The 14,271-nt window shown below is 68.6% G+C and carries 12 protein-coding genes; 5 read left to right on the top strand and 7 right to left on the bottom strand.

Translation table 11 applies throughout. The features are described 5' to 3' along the window. Positions 1 to 381 precede the first annotated feature (381 nt). The gene (gene htpX / locus QRO93_RS19175) at positions 382 to 1,248 is read right to left on the bottom strand and encodes a protease HtpX (protein WP_049457138.1); all 867 of its coding nucleotides are present in this window, start codon (positions 1,246 to 1,248) and stop codon (positions 382 to 384) included. A gap of 93 nt (positions 1,249 to 1,341) precedes the next feature. Here htpX and gluQRS point away from each other — a divergent pair, with 93 nt between their 5' ends. The 3 genes from gluQRS to phaR all read left to right on the top strand — a co-directional run bounded on the left by gluQRS (position 1,342) and on the right by phaR (position 3,743). Next, on the top strand, positions 1,342 to 2,262 hold the full coding sequence (gene gluQRS, locus QRO93_RS19170; RefSeq protein WP_053450330.1) for a tRNA glutamyl-Q(34) synthetase GluQRS: 921 nt from the start codon (positions 1,342 to 1,344) through the stop codon (positions 2,260 to 2,262). Between the two features lie 17 nt (positions 2,263 to 2,279). Next, positions 2,280 to 3,020, top strand: coding sequence for an acetoacetyl-CoA reductase (gene phbB, locus QRO93_RS19165; RefSeq protein WP_053450331.1), 741 nt, complete (start codon positions 2,280 to 2,282; stop codon positions 3,018 to 3,020). A gap of 183 nt (positions 3,021 to 3,203) precedes the next feature. Continuing rightward, a complete protein-coding gene (phaR, locus tag QRO93_RS19160; RefSeq protein ID WP_053451352.1) occupies positions 3,204 to 3,743 on the top strand; it encodes a polyhydroxyalkanoate synthesis repressor PhaR in 540 nt (179 codons plus the stop codon). 76 nt (positions 3,744 to 3,819) lie between these two features. Here the strand turns inward: phaR and QRO93_RS19155 are convergent, their stop codons facing one another. The 6 genes from QRO93_RS19155 to QRO93_RS19130 form a co-directional block, all read right to left on the bottom strand. Beyond that, positions 3,820 to 4,779: a TraB/GumN family protein gene (locus QRO93_RS19155; protein WP_053450332.1), complete on the bottom strand. Its 960-nt coding sequence runs from the start codon at positions 4,777 to 4,779 to the stop codon at positions 3,820 to 3,822. Position 4,780: 1 nt separating this feature from the next. Continuing rightward, complete coding sequence (locus QRO93_RS19150; RefSeq protein ID WP_180880727.1) at positions 4,781 to 5,710, bottom strand: DUF1684 domain-containing protein; 930 nt, start codon at positions 5,708 to 5,710, stop codon at positions 4,781 to 4,783. An 11-nt stretch (positions 5,711 to 5,721) separates the two neighbouring features. Continuing rightward, a complete protein-coding gene (mutL, locus tag QRO93_RS19145) occupies positions 5,722 to 7,626 on the bottom strand; it encodes a DNA mismatch repair endonuclease MutL (protein ID WP_164087223.1) in 1,905 nt (634 codons plus the stop codon). 121 nt (positions 7,627 to 7,747) lie between these two features. Next, entirely contained in the window at positions 7,748 to 9,310 is a 1,563-nt protein-coding gene (locus QRO93_RS19140; RefSeq protein ID WP_180880729.1) for an N-acetylmuramoyl-L-alanine amidase, read from the bottom strand. Between the two features lie 82 nt (positions 9,311 to 9,392). Next, positions 9,393 to 9,875, bottom strand: a complete 483-nt coding sequence (gene tsaE / locus QRO93_RS19135; protein WP_180880731.1) for a tRNA (adenosine(37)-N6)-threonylcarbamoyltransferase complex ATPase subunit type 1 TsaE — start codon at positions 9,873 to 9,875, stop codon at positions 9,393 to 9,395. Next, positions 9,872 to 11,356: an NAD(P)H-hydrate dehydratase gene (locus tag QRO93_RS19130; protein WP_285304324.1), complete on the bottom strand. Its 1,485-nt coding sequence runs from the start codon at positions 11,354 to 11,356 to the stop codon at positions 9,872 to 9,874. The genes tsaE and QRO93_RS19130 overlap by 4 nt, the downstream gene beginning before the upstream one ends. A 23-nt stretch (positions 11,357 to 11,379) precedes the next feature. Between QRO93_RS19130 and queG the strand changes: the two genes are divergently transcribed. Further along, positions 11,380 to 12,450 carry a tRNA epoxyqueuosine(34) reductase QueG gene (gene queG / locus QRO93_RS19125; protein ID WP_040007382.1) on the top strand — a complete coding sequence of 357 codons (1,071 nt, stop codon included), beginning with the start codon at positions 11,380 to 11,382 and terminating at the stop codon, positions 12,448 to 12,450. 44 nt (positions 12,451 to 12,494) lie between these two features. Next, complete coding sequence (gene xseA, locus QRO93_RS19120) at positions 12,495 to 13,826, top strand: exodeoxyribonuclease VII large subunit (protein ID WP_180880735.1); 1,332 nt, start codon at positions 12,495 to 12,497, stop codon at positions 13,824 to 13,826. Positions 13,827 to 14,271: the final 445 nt, after the last annotated feature.

Genomic DNA, 14,271 nt, shown 5'->3' with positions numbered 1-14,271 from the left:
CAAGGTCAAATGCCACAGCTGCACCCAGTAGGTCCACGCCATGCGTGGATGCTGTTGCCGTTGATCTTCAAGTCCGCCTTGAGCGAGCCGAGCATCGCAGGGGAATCAGGGGCGAAGAGGCGCCGATGTTTGAGCGCAGCGAGTTCGGCGCCGTCCCCTGATTCGCCGAGAAGCGCAGGGTACCGGCGCGTAGCGACGGCTCGCGGCTGGCGGAGCGTTTCTTTGGTTACTTTCTTTGCGCGCAAAGAAAGTGACACCCCTCCGCGGTCGCGGAAATGACTCTCGCCGGGTCCTGCCCGGCGCCACCCATGCGTCGGCGCGCAAACAAAAACGCCCGGCGCGGGGCCAGGCGTTCCTGCACTACCGTGAAAATACGGAGGCTTACGCCACCGTCGACGCCCGCAGCGCGGCGATGCGCTCTTCCAGCGGCGGGTGGCTCATGAACAGCTTCTTCGCCGTCGAACCGGCAATACCGAACGCGGCAATCTGGGTCGGCAGCGTGCTCTGGCCGTGGTTGAGCTGCAGGCGCTCCAGCGCGGCGATCATCTTCTGGCGGCCGGCCAGCGAGGCACCGCCGGCGTCGGCGCGGAACTCGCGGTGGCGCGAGAACCACATCGAGATCATGGTGGCGAACAGGCCGAACACCATCTCCAGCACGAACACGATGATGTAGTAGGCGAAGCCGCGGCCGCCGCCTTCGCGGTTGCCCGACAGCGCGCTGTCGATGATGCCGCCGACCACGCGGGCCAGCACGATCACGAAGGTGTTCAGCACACCCTGCAGCAGCGCCATGGTGATCATGTCACCGTTGGCGACGTGGGCGATCTCGTGGCCCAGCACCGCTTCGGCCTCGTCCTCGCTCATGTTGTGCAGCAGGCCGGTGGACACCGCCACCAGCGCGTTGTTGCGGTTGGCACCGGTGGCGAAGGCGTTGATCTCCGGGCCCTCATACACCGCCACTTCCGGCATGCCGATGCCGGCGGCCTTGGCCTGGCGCTCGACGGTGGCCAGCAGCCAGCGCTCGGTCTGGTTGCGCGGCTCGGTGATCACCACCGCGCCGGTGGAACGCTTGGCCATCCACTTGGACAGCAGCAGCGAGATGAAGGAACCACCGAAACCGAAGATGCCGGCCATGATCAGCAGGCCGCTCATCTTGCTGGGATCGGTTCCCAACAGCGACATCACGATGCTGGCCAGGATCAGCACGGCAAAGTTCGTGGCCAGGAAGAGGGCTATACGGGTGAACATGGGAAAATCCGGCTCGGAAAGGGTCGATATCGGTCAATTTGCGGTGTGGTCAGCTTGAATTCAAGCGCCAACCTGACCGACGATTCAGCCAGCATGACCTCCCCTATTCCCACCGGGCGTTTCGCGCCCTCGCCGACCGGCCTGCTCCACCCCGGATCCCTGCTCGCCGCGTTCGGCAGCTGGTTGCTCGCCCGCCATCACGGCGGCCTGTGGCGTCTGCGCATCGAAGACGTCGACCCGCCGCGCACCGTACCCGGTGCAGCGGATTCGCAACTGCAGGCACTGGCCGCGTTCGGCCTGGTCCACGATGGTCCGATCCTCTGGCAGAGCACCCGCGGCGGGGCCTACCAGGCCGCACTGGATGTGTTGCTGGCCAGCGACCTGGCCTTCATCTGCCACTGCAGCCGCAGCGAACTGGCCGCCAGTGGCGGCATCCACCATCGCTGCGTCGCGCGGCAGGCTCGACCGGACCCCGCCGTCCGCTTCCGTGTACCGGCCGGCAGCGTCGTGCAGTTCGACGATGGACTGCGCGGCCCGCAGCAGCAGGACGTGCATGCCGAAGTCGGCGACTTCGTGCTGCGCCGTGCCGACGGCTGCTGGGCCTACCAGCTGGCGGTGGTGGTCGACGACGCTGCGCAGGGCGTGACCGAAGTGGTGCGCGGCGCCGACCTGCTCGACTCCACCGCGCGGCAGATCCTGCTGCAGCAGGCACTGGGGCTTGCGGTGCCACGCTACTGGCACCTGCCGCTGCTGCTGGACGCGCCAGGCCACAAACTCTCGAAGTCGCTGGCGGCGCTGCCGGTGGACAGTGCGCGCCCGCTGCCGGTGCTGCGCCAGCTCTGGCAGCTGCTCGGCCAGGCCCCTGCGGCGCTGGAGCAGGCACACGATCTGGATGCCCTGCTGGCCTCGGCGCAACGGGCCTTCGACCCGGCGCGCCTGCCGCGCACCGACATCCTGTTGCCGCCCGGCGCACTTTCCACGCCGATGTTGCAGAATCCCCCTTCCCCCACCTGATACCCGGACAGCATTCCATGACATCTCGCGTCGCACTGGTCACCGGCGGAACCGGCGGCATCGGTACCGCCATCTGCCAACGACTGGCCGACCAGGGCCATCGGGTCGCCACCAATTACCGCGACGAAGCCAAGGCACGTGCCTGGCAGCAGGCGATGACCCAACGCGGTTACACGGTGTCGATCTTCCCCGGCGATGTCTCCGACCCCGGCAGCGCCGAAGCGCTGGTACGCGCGGTCGAGGCCGAGCTGGGCCCGGTCGAGATCCTGGTCAACAACGCCGGCATCACCCGTGACACCACCTTCCATCGCATGCGCGTGGACCAGTGGCACGATGTGATCAACACCAACCTCAATTCGGTGTTCAACGTCACCCGCCCGGTCATCGAGGGCATGCGCCGCCGCGGCTGGGGCCGGGTCATCCAGATCAGCTCGATCAACGGCCTGAAGGGCCAGTACGGCCAGGCCAACTACGCCGCCGCCAAGGCCGGCATGCATGGCTTCACCATCTCGCTGGCCCGCGAGAACGCGGGCTTCGGCATCACCGTCAACACCATTTCGCCCGGTTACGTGGCGACCGACATGGTGATGGCGGTGCCGGAGGACGTGCGCGCCAAGATCATCGCCGACATCCCTACCGGGCGCCTCGGCAAGCCGGAGGAAATCGCCTACGGCGTGTGCTTCCTGGTGGCCGACGAGGCCGCCTGGATTACCGGCAGCAACCTGGACATCAACGGCGGCCACCACATGGGCTGGTAAGCCGCGCAGCGGACCGTCACGGCGAACGCCGCCGGCCCCTGCCAAGAGTCATGCTGCGCAGCACGCAAACCCTTGCTGCGCAACATGATCGCCGCCGAAAGCCAAGCCTGGCGGGGGCTGAGGCGGTTGCAACGGCTGCTGCACTGCGCCATGCTGCGCGTCTACTGTGACGAGTACCGCTTCATGGCTGCGACCCGCATCATCAAGAAGTATCCGAACCGCCGTCTCTACGACACCGAGATCTCCAGCTACATCACCATCGAGGACGTGCGCCAGCTGATCCTGGACGGTGAAGACTTCGAAGTCCGCGACGCCAAGAGCGGCGACGACCTCACTCGATCGGTCCTGCTGCAGATCATCGCCGACCAGGAACAGGACGGCGAGCCGATGCTGTCCACCCAGCTGCTGAGCCAGCTGATCCGCTTCTACGGCGATTCCCTGCAGGGCTTCATGGGCAATTACCTGGAGCGCAGCATGCAGGTCTTCCTCGACCAGCAGCAGCAGTTCCGCCAGCAGATGGGCAACCTGCTGGGGCAGACCCCGTGGGCGATGATGAACCAGCTGACCGAGCGCAACCTGGAGCTGTGGCAGGAATTCCAGCGCAGCATGGGCAGCGGTTTCGGTGGCCCGCGCCCGGGCGGCACCGGAACGGGTACCGGCACCGGCACCGGCAACAAGCCCAACGAACCGGGGAGCGGCACCGGCGGCAAGACCCGCCGCTGAGCCATCACCGCGGTGGATACGAAAACGGCGCGCCCTGGGCGCGCCGTTTTTTTTCATGCATCGCGCCCGCGATGCCTCAGCGCTTGGCCCTGCACCCCGTGCACACGCGCTCGACCTTGTAGCCCTTGGCCTTCAGCTTCTCGACCACGCCATCGTTGCCGAGCAGGTGCAGCGTGCCGACCACCACCAGCGTTCCGCCCTGCCCGGCCTGCAGGTACGGCAGCAGCTTCGGCACCCATGCGTCATTGCGGCCGGTATTGATGCGCTGGTAAAGCTGCGGATACTGCTGGCGCATTTCCGCCGCCATCTTGGTCCACAACAGGCGTTCGTCGCCCCGGCGCCAGGCATCGTGCAGCAGGCGCGCCTGCTCATCGCCCTTGCCCGCCTGGTCTAGCGCCTCGGACAGCATCTGCCGCTGTTCCTGCACCGTCATGCCATCGAGCATGCCGATCTGCGTATCGATGTCTTCCAGGCCGGCCGTCTTGCGGCCGGTCTTCTGCGCACGCTCCATGAAATGGCGATCCAGGCCCAGCGCCGGGTCCAGGCCCAGCTTCTGCATCTGCCCGATCGAAATGCTCAGGCCAACGAACCAGGGCTTCATGCCCTGCATCTGCGCCAGCGGCAGCGCGTTCTGCGCCGCGAACGCCTGCAGCTTCTGCCAGGTGGCCGCATCCAGGTCGCGCTTGAGTTCGCTGCCATCGGTGCGGACCGCCGCCTGCACCATGCGGCTGGCCAGCTGCGGTGACTGCATGTCTTCCGGCGAGAGCTCGAACACGATGCGCTGCGAGGCCTCGAAGGCCTGTTCGACATCCGGCGACAGCGGATAGTCCTGCGGTTTCAGCAGATGGAACGAACCGAGCAGATAGAGGCGCGAATCGCCTGGACCGGTCACTTTCCACAGCAGCGGCACCGGTGGCTTGGCAGCGGCGGCGGCAGCGGCCGGGTCAACGGCGGGCGCATTGCGCGCCGCAACCAGCGGTGCGACCGCGCAGGCCAGCAGCAGGGTAGCGGCACGGAACAGGTCTCTGATCGGCATTTCAGCCTTCTCCTTCAGGCAGGTGGTAGGCCTTCTCGCCCGCTTCCACGCGCAGGTCCAGCCGGTTTTCCGGTGGCGCCAGCGGGCAGGTCGCGTAGGCGGTGAATGCACACGGCGGGTTGTAGGCATGGTTGAAATCGATGCGCACCGTGCCGTCGGCAGCGGGTGCATCGGTGTCCAGGTAGCGGCCGGCCGGATAGCTGCCGCGGCCACTGGTGCGGTCGGCGAAGATCAGGAACAGCGGCTGCCCGGGGGCACCGATCGCTTCCAGACGCCAGTTGCGGCCATCGCGCTGGAACTCGACCGCGCCCGCATTGGGCATCTCGGTGGTCAGGCCGGTGATGTCGACGATCGGCAGCGTCTTGCCCGGCGGGTGCGCGATGAAGCGTGCCTGCACCTGCCAGTCGGGGCCACCCGGCCAGTACTCCAGGCCAGCGAAATCGCGGCGTGCCGGCGCATCGGCGTGCTTGACCCGCAGTGCATCGCGCGGCCCACGGCGGATGATGCTGAGCTGGCCCTTGCCGGCATCGAAAGACAACAGGGTCGGCTGTGCATCCTTGTCGGTGTCGACGCGGATACGACCGCGTACCGGTTGGCCCTCATGGCTGACCTCGGCACCGGCCTCCGGCGTGAACCACCACTGGGTACCCTCACGGCGCAGCAGGCCCAGCTTGCCCGGGCCGACCGCCAGGCGGATGCCGTTGGTGGCGCCGCTGCCGACGAAGTGCGACTTGTTCTGCAGCCAATGCAGGCCGACCAGCGCCGTCCAGCCATCGGGCCGGGTCAGGTCCTGGTAGCGCGCCACGCGCCATTGCTGCTGCGCGGCGGCAAAGGCCGGATCTTCAGTGACCGTCGGCGCCGGCGGTGTCGCCGGGCTGCAGGCAGCCAACACCATGGCGGCCAGCAGCCCGCCCATTCCCCGATAACGCATCGATGCTCCCCTCAACGTCCGCGCAGGAACCAGCGGTCGATCTCCGCCAGTGAAAAACGGGCCCAGGTCGGCCGGCCATGGTTGCACTGGCCGGACCGCTCGGTGATTTCCATGTCGCGCAACAGCGCGTTCATCTCCGGAACGGTCAGGCGCCGATTGGCGCGCACCGCGCCATGGCAGGCCATGGTCGACAGCAGTTCGTCGCGCGCACTCGCCACGCGCCGGCTCTGGCCGTGTTCGCGCAGGTCGGTCAGCACGTCGCGCAGCAGCCCTTCCGGCTCGGCATGCGCCAGCAGCGCCGGAATGCTGCGCACATGCAGCGAACCGGGGCCGGCACGGGTCACTTCGAAGCCGAGCGCGGCCAGCGTTTCGGCTTCGCTTTCAGCGGTGTCGGCCTCGCGCTCGCCCACGGCAAGGGTGATCGGCACCAGCAGCGGTTGCGACTGCAGGCCGATGCCATCGTGCGCATTCTTCAGGCGCTCGTAGCCGATGCGCTCGTGCGCGGCGTGCATGTCGACCACGATCAGGCCTTCGGCGTTTTCGGCCAGGATGTAGATGCCGTGCAGCTGCGCGATCGCATAGCCCAACGGCGGCACGCCCGCATCGGCGCTGGTCACCGGCAGTCCATTCTCGCTCGGCATCGGCGGCAGCGTCGCCCCGCGTTCGGCACCGGACGGTGCGGCATACAACGCGGCATAGGCGGCCGGGGCGTCGGCCACCTGCAGGCCCAGCGGCTGCTGCGGCCGCCAGCCTGAGAATCCCCCCCCGCCGCCTGAGCCGGAACCCGGCGCAGGACCGCGCACCAGTCCGAATCCAGAAGCGCCTGCGCTGGACGCCATCGGTGTCGTGGCCGCATCCACCGGATGCGCAGGTACGGCACCGATCTCCTGCGCCGACATGCCGGCACGGGTGTCGGCCAGCGCGTCCTTCAGCGTGCGGTAGACGAAATCATGGACCAGCCGCGAATCACGGAAGCGCACCTCGTGCTTGGCCGGATGCACGTTGACGTCGACCCGGGTCGGGTCCAGTTCCAGGAACAGCACGTAGGCCGGTTGGCGACCGTGGTACAGCACGTCGCCATAGGCCATCTTCACCGCATGGGCGACGCTGCGATCGCGCACCGAACGGCCGTTGACGTACAGGTACTGCTGGTCGGCACTGGCACGCGAATAATGCGGCTGTGCAATCCACCCGTGCAGGCGCAGGCCGGCACCGCTGTGGTCCACGCGCACGGCCTGGTTGGCGAAGTCCTCGCCCAGCGTTTCGGCCAGCCGCGCATCGGAATACAGATCGCCCGGCTTGTAGCGGCGCGAGGCCTTGCCGTTGTGCGACACGCGCAGTTCGACATCCGGCCGCGCCAGTGCCAGCGAACGCAGCCACTCTTCGATATGACCCAGTTCGGTGCGCTCGGCGCGCAGGAACTTGCGCCGCGCCGGCACGTTGTAGAACAGTTCGCGCACTTCCACGGTGGTACCCGGTGCATGCGCACGCGGAGTGACTTCACCGATCTTGCCGCCTTCGATCTGCAGCGCGGAACCATGCTCGTCGTGCGCGCGGCGCGAGGCCAGGGTGAAGCGGCTGACCGAGGCGATCGATGGCAGCGCCTCCCCCCGGAAACCGAGCGTGGCCACCGATTCAAGATCATCCAGGTCGGCGATCTTGCTGGTGGCATGGCGCGAGACCGCCAGTGGCAACTGCTCCGGCGCGATGCCGCTGCCGTTGTCGCGGATGCGGATCAGGCGCACACCGCCTTCTTCAAGATCGATGTCGACGCGGCTGGCACCGGCATCGATCGCATTCTCGACCAGTTCCTTGACCACGGACGCAGGACGTTCGACCACTTCGCCAGCGGCGATCTGGTTGATCAGGATGTCCGGCAACGGCCGGATCGGGCGCGGATGGGTAGCAGACGTCATGCAGGGATGATAGCGGAGCGGCCCTGGGTAGAGTCGAGCCATGCTCGACCGGCGGGTTACCGGCAAGGCCCAGTCGAGCGCGGCTCGACTCTACAGAAAGCAGAAACCCGCCTTCGGCGGGTTACTTGCTGCCGCCGGCCATGGTGCCTGCGGCGTCGATCTCGGCCTGGGCGCGGGCCGCGTACAGCGTGCCCGGCGGCGGCTGGCGGCTGAAGAAGGTGTGCACGCCATCGAGCACGGCACCGGCGATCTTGCGCTGGTAGGCCGGGTCGATCAGGCGGCGCTCTTCATCCGGGTTGGAGATGAACGCGGTTTCCACCAGCATCGCCGGCATGTCCGAGGTGCGCAGCACCGCGAAGTTGGCGCGCTCGATATTCGGCTTGTGGTTGTTGCCGATCCGCTTCAGGCCGCCCAGCACGTGGCCGGCCGCATCCTCGGACGCCTTCATGTAACCGCTCTGGGCCAGGTCCAGCAGCACGTTGGCAAGCGTGCCTTCGGTCTGCTGCAGGCGCACGCCACCGACCAGATCGGCCGCGTTTTCCTTGTCTGCCAGCCAGCGCGCACGCTGCGAGGAAGCCCCCTTGGTCGACAGCACATACACCGACGAACCGGTGGCCGAGCGGTTTTCGGCCGCATCGGCGTGGATCGAGATGAAGATGTCGGCCTTGTTCGCACGCGCCTTCTGCGCACGCATCGGCAGCGGAATGAACACGTCGCTGTCGCGGGTCAGGTAGGCCTTCAGGCCCGGCGTCGCGTTCACCTGGCGCGCCAGCTCGCGTGCCACCGCCAGGGTGACGTCCTTCTCGCGCTTGCCGGTCGGGCCGATCGCACCCGGGTCCTGGCCGCCGTGGCCCGGATCGATGGCCACCACCAGGTGGCGCATGCCAGCCTGCATGCGGATGCGCGAGGCATCGCTGGGCATGGCCGGGCGTGGCGGTTCCACTGGCGTTGGCGCCGGCGCGGGCACCGTGGCCGGCGGCGTGGTCACCACCGCAGCGGTGCGCTGGCCGGCGAGGATCGCGGCCGGTGAAGAGGACGGCGTGCTGCTGGCCGCGGTGCCTGCCGCGGCGACCTGTGCCGGTGCGGTGGACGGTGCCGGCGTCGGCGTGGCCGGGGTCGCTGCAGCGGCGCTGGCCTGCTGCTGCACCTGTGCGGTCAGCAGTGCGGTGGCGCGCGCGGCGTCGTTGCGCGACTGCGCGCTCTGGGCCGCGGTCGGCGCGGGCGTGCTGACGGGCGCCTGTGGCTGCACCGCCGGGGTCACCGCCGGCCGGCTGGCGGCCACGGCCGGGCCATCGCCCGGCCATTCGATCACCAGCTTGGATTCATTGCCCTCGCGCTGCATCTGCGGGCGGAACGGCGCCACCGATTCAGCGAGGTCGAAAACGACACGGAACGTGCCCGGAACCGGCTGTCCGGTACGCACTGCCGTAACCACGCCCTGCGCGGCCGGCATTTTCAGGTTGCGTATGGCGCTGGAGTCCGGGAAATCGACCACCAGGCGGTTCGGGCCGGCCAGCGACAGGGTCTTGTAGCCGCCACTGCCGACCAGCGAGATCTCGGCACGGGTGCCGGTGGCGCCGGTGTTCAGCAGGACCTGGCGGACTTCACCCGCCCACGCACTGACGCTCGCCAGACCCAGTCCGACGGCGGCACAGATGGCGATGAGACGGTTCCCCGGGCGCATGGCTCAGGATTCAATCACCGCGCTGAACGGAATGCAACACCTTTTTCCTTAATAATCCGTAACCTGCCGGTGTTTGTTCTCGTCAGCCGACAGAAATGGCCTGCAAGTCGTCCCCCTGAGGCAGCCGTTCCAGCCATTCACGTCCCGCGTCGCTGGCCCCGGTGAGACGAACACGACGCCCCTTGCCCTCGATCTCCAGCGCTACCACCAGATCGGTCGGCGGCAGCGCACCGGCCCCGCGCTCGGGCCATTCGACCAGCCACAACACGGCACTGCCCTCGTCCAGGCCGAGGAAATCGAGCTCGCCGGCCTGGCCGATGCGGTACAGGTCCAGGTGCCATGCCTCGCCGCCACTGGCCAGCGGGTAGCGCTCGACCAGGGTGTAGGTCGGGCTGCGGATGGCGCCCTGCACGCCCAGTGCGCGCAGCAGTGCGCGGGCAGTGGTGGATTTGCCGGCGCCGAGGTCGCCGCGCAGCTCGATCAGCGCCTGCGGCGGCCGGGTCGCCGCCAGCCACTGCCCGAGCAGTTCGGTGGCATCGCTGTCGGCAAGGAAGAATTCGGTCATGGAGAGAGGTCCGGATTGGCCAGTCGCCGCAGCGGCGCCAGCAGGTCAGTAGGAAGCAGGCCACGCGCGCCATCGGCGGCAGCGGAATCGCCGGCGAGTGCGTGCAGCAAGGCGCCGGCCGCGGCCGCGTCGAACGCGGCCAGGCCCTGCGCGCGCAGGCTGGCAATGATGCCGGTGAGCAGGTCGCCCATTCCGCCCACCGCCATGCCGGGATTGCCCGCAGCGATCAGCCGTGGTGTCTGCGCGGGTGCCGCCACGATGCTGCCCGCCCCCTTCAGCACGACCACGGCGTGGAAGCGCTCGGCCAACGCCTGCGCGCTGGCATAGCGGTTGGCCTGGATGTCAGCGCTGCTGCAACCAAGCAGGCGCGCGGCCTCGCCCGGGTGCGGGGTAAGGATCGCGTCCGGCAACGCGCGCGGATCCTGCGCCAGCAGGTTCAGTGCATCGGCATCGACCACCAACGGCTTGCCACACGCCAGCACCCGCGCAAACAGCGCGCGCGCCCATTCGTCCTGGCCCAGGCCGGGCCCGATCGCCACCACCGTAGCCCTGTCCAGCAGCGCCGGCAGCGCATCGCCGTCTTCCAGCGCATGGGTCATCGCCTCCGGCAGGCGCGCCAGCAAGGGGCCGACGTGATCGCGACGGGTACCCAGGCTCAGCAGGCCGGCGCCGGCACGAAGAGCTGCCTCGGCCGCCATCGCGATGCCGCCACCGCTGCCATGGTTGCCGCCAACGCACAGCACGTGCCCGGATTCGCCTTTGTGGGTATTGGTGCGTCGTGGTTGCAGCAGCGCCTTCAAACGGTCGCCGGTCCAGCGCTGCGCGCAGGCCTGGATGCCGTCCCAGGCCTGATCAGGCAGTTCGAGTGGCGCCAGCCGGCGCTGGCCCACCTGTTCCAGCGCATCACCGGTGTACAGGCCTCGGTGACACGCGATGAACTGCAACGTGACGTCGGCCTTCACCGCCACGCCGGGCACGCATCCGCTGTCGGCATCGACGCCACTGGGCACGTCCATCGCCAGTACCGGCCCACGCGCCGCGTTGAGGGCGTCGATCAGCGCCTGGGCCGTGCCGGACGGTGCCCGGTCCAGGCCAAGCCCGAACAGGGCGTCCACATAGACCTCAGCGTCCGGCAACTGGCCATCGAACTCGACGACACTGCCACCAGCCGTCGCAAATTCCGCTGCAGCCTGCGCCGCCAGCACCGTGGCGGGCGCCCTGCCAGGCAGCGTGACCACCTGAACCTGGCGCCCCGACCGCAGGGCATGGCTGGCCAGCACGTAGCCGTCGCCACCGTTGTTGCCGGTACCGACCAGCACGCATAGCTGGAGAGCCTCCGGCCACTGCTGCAGCAGGCACTGCCAGCCCGCCAGGCCCGCCTGGGCCATCAGGCTCCAGCCACCATCACCGGCCAGCGCCGATGCGCGCCCATCGAGCGCGCGCGCCGCTGCGGTATCGAACAGAAGGGAAAGATCGGGCATGCAGGGATTTTATACTGGTGCACATGTCCCCCGTCCCCGCCCCTGTCGATCCGGCCCAGGCCGTGCAGCGCATCCGTGAACTTGCCCGTGCGCATGGCTTCCAGCGCTGCGGCATCGCCGGCATCGAGCTGGGCGAGGATGAGGCGCACCTGGCCGACTGGCTGGGCCAGGGCCTGTACGGCACGATGGACTGGATGGCGCGCCACGGCACCCTGCGCGCGCGTCCGGCCGAGCTGCTGCCCGGCACCGTGCGGGTGATCTCGGTGGGCATGGATTACAGCCACAAGGACGACACCGAGGCCTGGGCGACCCTGGCTGATCCCGGCCGCGCCTACGTGGCGCGCTATGCGCTGGGCCGCGACTACCACAAGCTGATGCGCAACCGCCTGCAGAAACTGGCCACGCAGATCAACGACGAGGTGGCTCCGCTGGGCTACCGCGTCTTCGTCGATTCGGCGCCGGTGCTGGAACGTGCACTGGCGCGCAACGCCGGGCTCGGCTGGATCGGCAAGCACACCTGCCTGATCGACCGTCACGGCGGCTCCTGGTTCTTCATCGGTGAGATCTACATCGATATCCCGCTGCCGATCGATACCCCGGCCACCGCCCACTGTGGCACCTGCACGCGCTGCATCGACGTCTGCCCCACCCAGGCCATCATCGGCCCGCAACGGCTGGATGCGCGGCGCTGCATCTCGTACCTGACCATCGAGCACGACGGCGCCATCCCCGAGGACATGCGGCCGCTGATCGGCAACCGCATCTATGGCTGCGACGATTGCCAGCTGGTCTGCCCCTGGAACAAGTTTGCCAGGCGCACCGACGAAGCCGATTTCCGTGCACGCAACCAGCTGGATACCGCGCGCCTGGACCAGCTGTTCGCCTGGGACGAGGCCGAATTCCTGCGCCGCACCGAGGGCAGCCCGATCCGCCGCAGCGGGCATGAGCGCTGGCTGCGCAACATCGCGGTGGCGCTGGGCAATGCGCCTGCGTCCGCCGAGGCATTGGCTGCCCTGCACACCCGCATCGACGATCCCTCGCCGCTGGTGCGCGAGCACGTGCAGTGGGCGCTGGGCCAGCACGCGGCGCGCTGACGTGCGATCCTGAGCCCCCGTTCCACCCGCCCCATGCCGTGCCCATGCAGCCACGCAACGACGACATTTTCACCCCCAGCCAGCTCAACACCCTGGCCCGCGATCTGCTGGAAGGCAGCTTCCCGGCGATCTGGGTGGAGGCCGAACTGGGCAGCGTGGCGCGCCCTGCCTCCGGGCACCTGTACTTCACCCTGAAGGACGCGCGCGCGCAGCTGCGTGCAGCCATGTTCCGGATGAAGGCGCAGTACCTGAAGTTCGTGCCGCGCGAAGGCATGCGTGTGCTGGTGCGCGGCAAGGTGACCCTGTACGACGCCCGTGGCGAGTACCAGATGGTGCTGGACCACATGGAGGAAGCCGGCGAAGGCGCACTGCGCCGCGCGTTCGAGGAACTGAAGGCGCGCCTGGAGGCCGAAGGCCTGTTCGACCCGGCACGCAAGCGGCCGATGCCGGCGCATGTGCAGCGCCTGGCGGTGATCACCTCGCCCACCGGCGCCGCCGTGCGCGACGTACTGAGCGTGCTGGGCCGCCGCTTCCCGCTGCTGGAAGTGGACCTGCTGCCGACCCTGGTACAGGGCAGCAGCGCCGCGGCGCAGATCACCCGCCTGCTGCAGGCCGCCGATGCCAGCGGCCGCTACGACGTGATCCTGCTGACCCGCGGTGGCGGTTCACTGGAGGACCTGTGGGCGTTCAACGATGAAGCGCTGGCTCGCGCGATTGCGGCCAGCCGCACCCCGGTGGTATCGGCGGTAGGCCACGAGACCGACTTCAGCCTCAGCGACTTCGCTGCCGACCTGCGCGCGCCGACGCCATCGGTGGCCGCCGAACTGCTGGTACCGGACCAGCGCGAACTGGCGCTGCGCCTGCGCCGCACCGCGGCGCGCATGGTGCAGCTGCAACGGCACGCGATGCAGCAGGCCATGCAGCGCGCCGACCGTGCCCTGCTGCGCCTGAACGCACAGAGCCCGCAGGCCCGCCTGGACCTGCTGCGTCGCCGCCAGCTGGACCTCGGCCGGCGCCTGCATGCGGCATTCAACCAGCAGCAGGAGCGCCGTGCCGCGCGCCTGCGTCATGCCGCGGCGGTGCTGCGCGGGCACCATCCACAACGACAGCTGGACGCGATGCAGCGCCGCCTGACCGCCCTGCGCGGGCGTCCGCAGAGTGCGATGCAGCGCCTGCTGGAACGCGATGCACTGCGCCTGCGCGGGCTGGCACGCTCACTGGAAGCGGTCAGCCCGCTGGCGACGGTGGCCCGTGGCTACAGCATCCTCACCCGCAGCGATGATGGCGCACTGGTGCGGCACATCGACCAGGTGCAGCCGGGTGACGCGTTGCAGGCCCGCGTCGGCGACGGCGTGATCGACGTGCAGGTCAAGTAGAGGGGTGTTCGGCAGGGCTTGCAGCCCTGCACCTGCAGAGGCTTCAAGCAACAGCCGAAGCAACAGCGTGCATTCCGTGGGATGGCGGGGCGGTGCCGGAGTGCGGGGACGCCGTGCCCCCCCCTCCGGGGTCCGGCCCAGCCGCTGGCGGCTGTGCGTTCGGGCGCTTGCGAAGCAGTGCTTCGCAAGCAAAGCGCCCTCACCCATGGGGGCTTGGCAGCCGCATCCATGCGGCTGACACCCCGCACTCCGACACCGCCCCACCTCTGACAGATTTCCGCGATCTGATGGATCCACGCCATGCGTGGATGCTTTTCGATCTCGATTCGAGAAATTCGATTTCGATGGAGATTCATCCACGCATGGCGTGGATCTACTGCAGACCGCGGAAATCTGTCGAAGGCGGGGTGGGTCCGGTTGCGGGAGTGTCCGCGGCATGGATGCC

Source organism: Stenotrophomonas maltophilia group sp. Smal17, from assembly GCF_030237045.1.
In the GTDB taxonomy this organism is placed as follows: Bacteria; Pseudomonadota; Gammaproteobacteria; order Xanthomonadales; family Xanthomonadaceae; genus Stenotrophomonas; species Stenotrophomonas forensis.
Note: the sequence above shows the minus strand (reverse complement) of the source record. Positions and strands in the feature narration are given on the sequence as shown.

Bases quoted from the DNA above. Each gene is read 5' to 3' on its own strand.
- queG (WP_040007382.1), top strand. From the start codon at position 11,380: ATGTCCCCCGTCCCCGCCCCTGTCGATCCGGCCCAGGCCGTGCAGCGC.
- phaR (WP_053451352.1), top strand. From the start codon at position 3,204: ATGGCTGCGACCCGCATCATCAAGAAGTATCCGAACCGCCGTCTCTAC.
- phbB (WP_053450331.1), top strand. From the start codon at position 2,280: ATGACATCTCGCGTCGCACTGGTCACCGGCGGAACCGGCGGCATCGGT.
- tsaE (WP_180880731.1), bottom strand. From the start codon at position 9,875: ATGACCGAATTCTTCCTTGCCGACAGCGATGCCACCGAACTGCTCGGG.
- mutL (WP_164087223.1), bottom strand. From the start codon at position 7,626: ATGACGTCTGCTACCCATCCGCGCCCGATCCGGCCGTTGCCGGACATC.
- QRO93_RS19150 (WP_180880727.1), bottom strand. From the start codon at position 5,710: ATGCGTTATCGGGGAATGGGCGGGCTGCTGGCCGCCATGGTGTTGGCT.
- gluQRS (WP_053450330.1), top strand. From the start codon at position 1,342: ATGACCTCCCCTATTCCCACCGGGCGTTTCGCGCCCTCGCCGACCGGC.
- QRO93_RS19130 (WP_285304324.1), bottom strand. From the start codon at position 11,356: ATGCCCGATCTTTCCCTTCTGTTCGATACCGCAGCGGCGCGCGCGCTC.
- htpX (WP_049457138.1), bottom strand. From the start codon at position 1,248: ATGTTCACCCGTATAGCCCTCTTCCTGGCCACGAACTTTGCCGTGCTG.
- xseA (WP_180880735.1), top strand. From the start codon at position 12,495: ATGCAGCCACGCAACGACGACATTTTCACCCCCAGCCAGCTCAACACC.
- QRO93_RS19155 (WP_053450332.1), bottom strand. From the start codon at position 4,779: ATGCCGATCAGAGACCTGTTCCGTGCCGCTACCCTGCTGCTGGCCTGC.
- QRO93_RS19140 (WP_180880729.1), bottom strand. From the start codon at position 9,310: ATGCGCCCGGGGAACCGTCTCATCGCCATCTGTGCCGCCGTCGGACTG.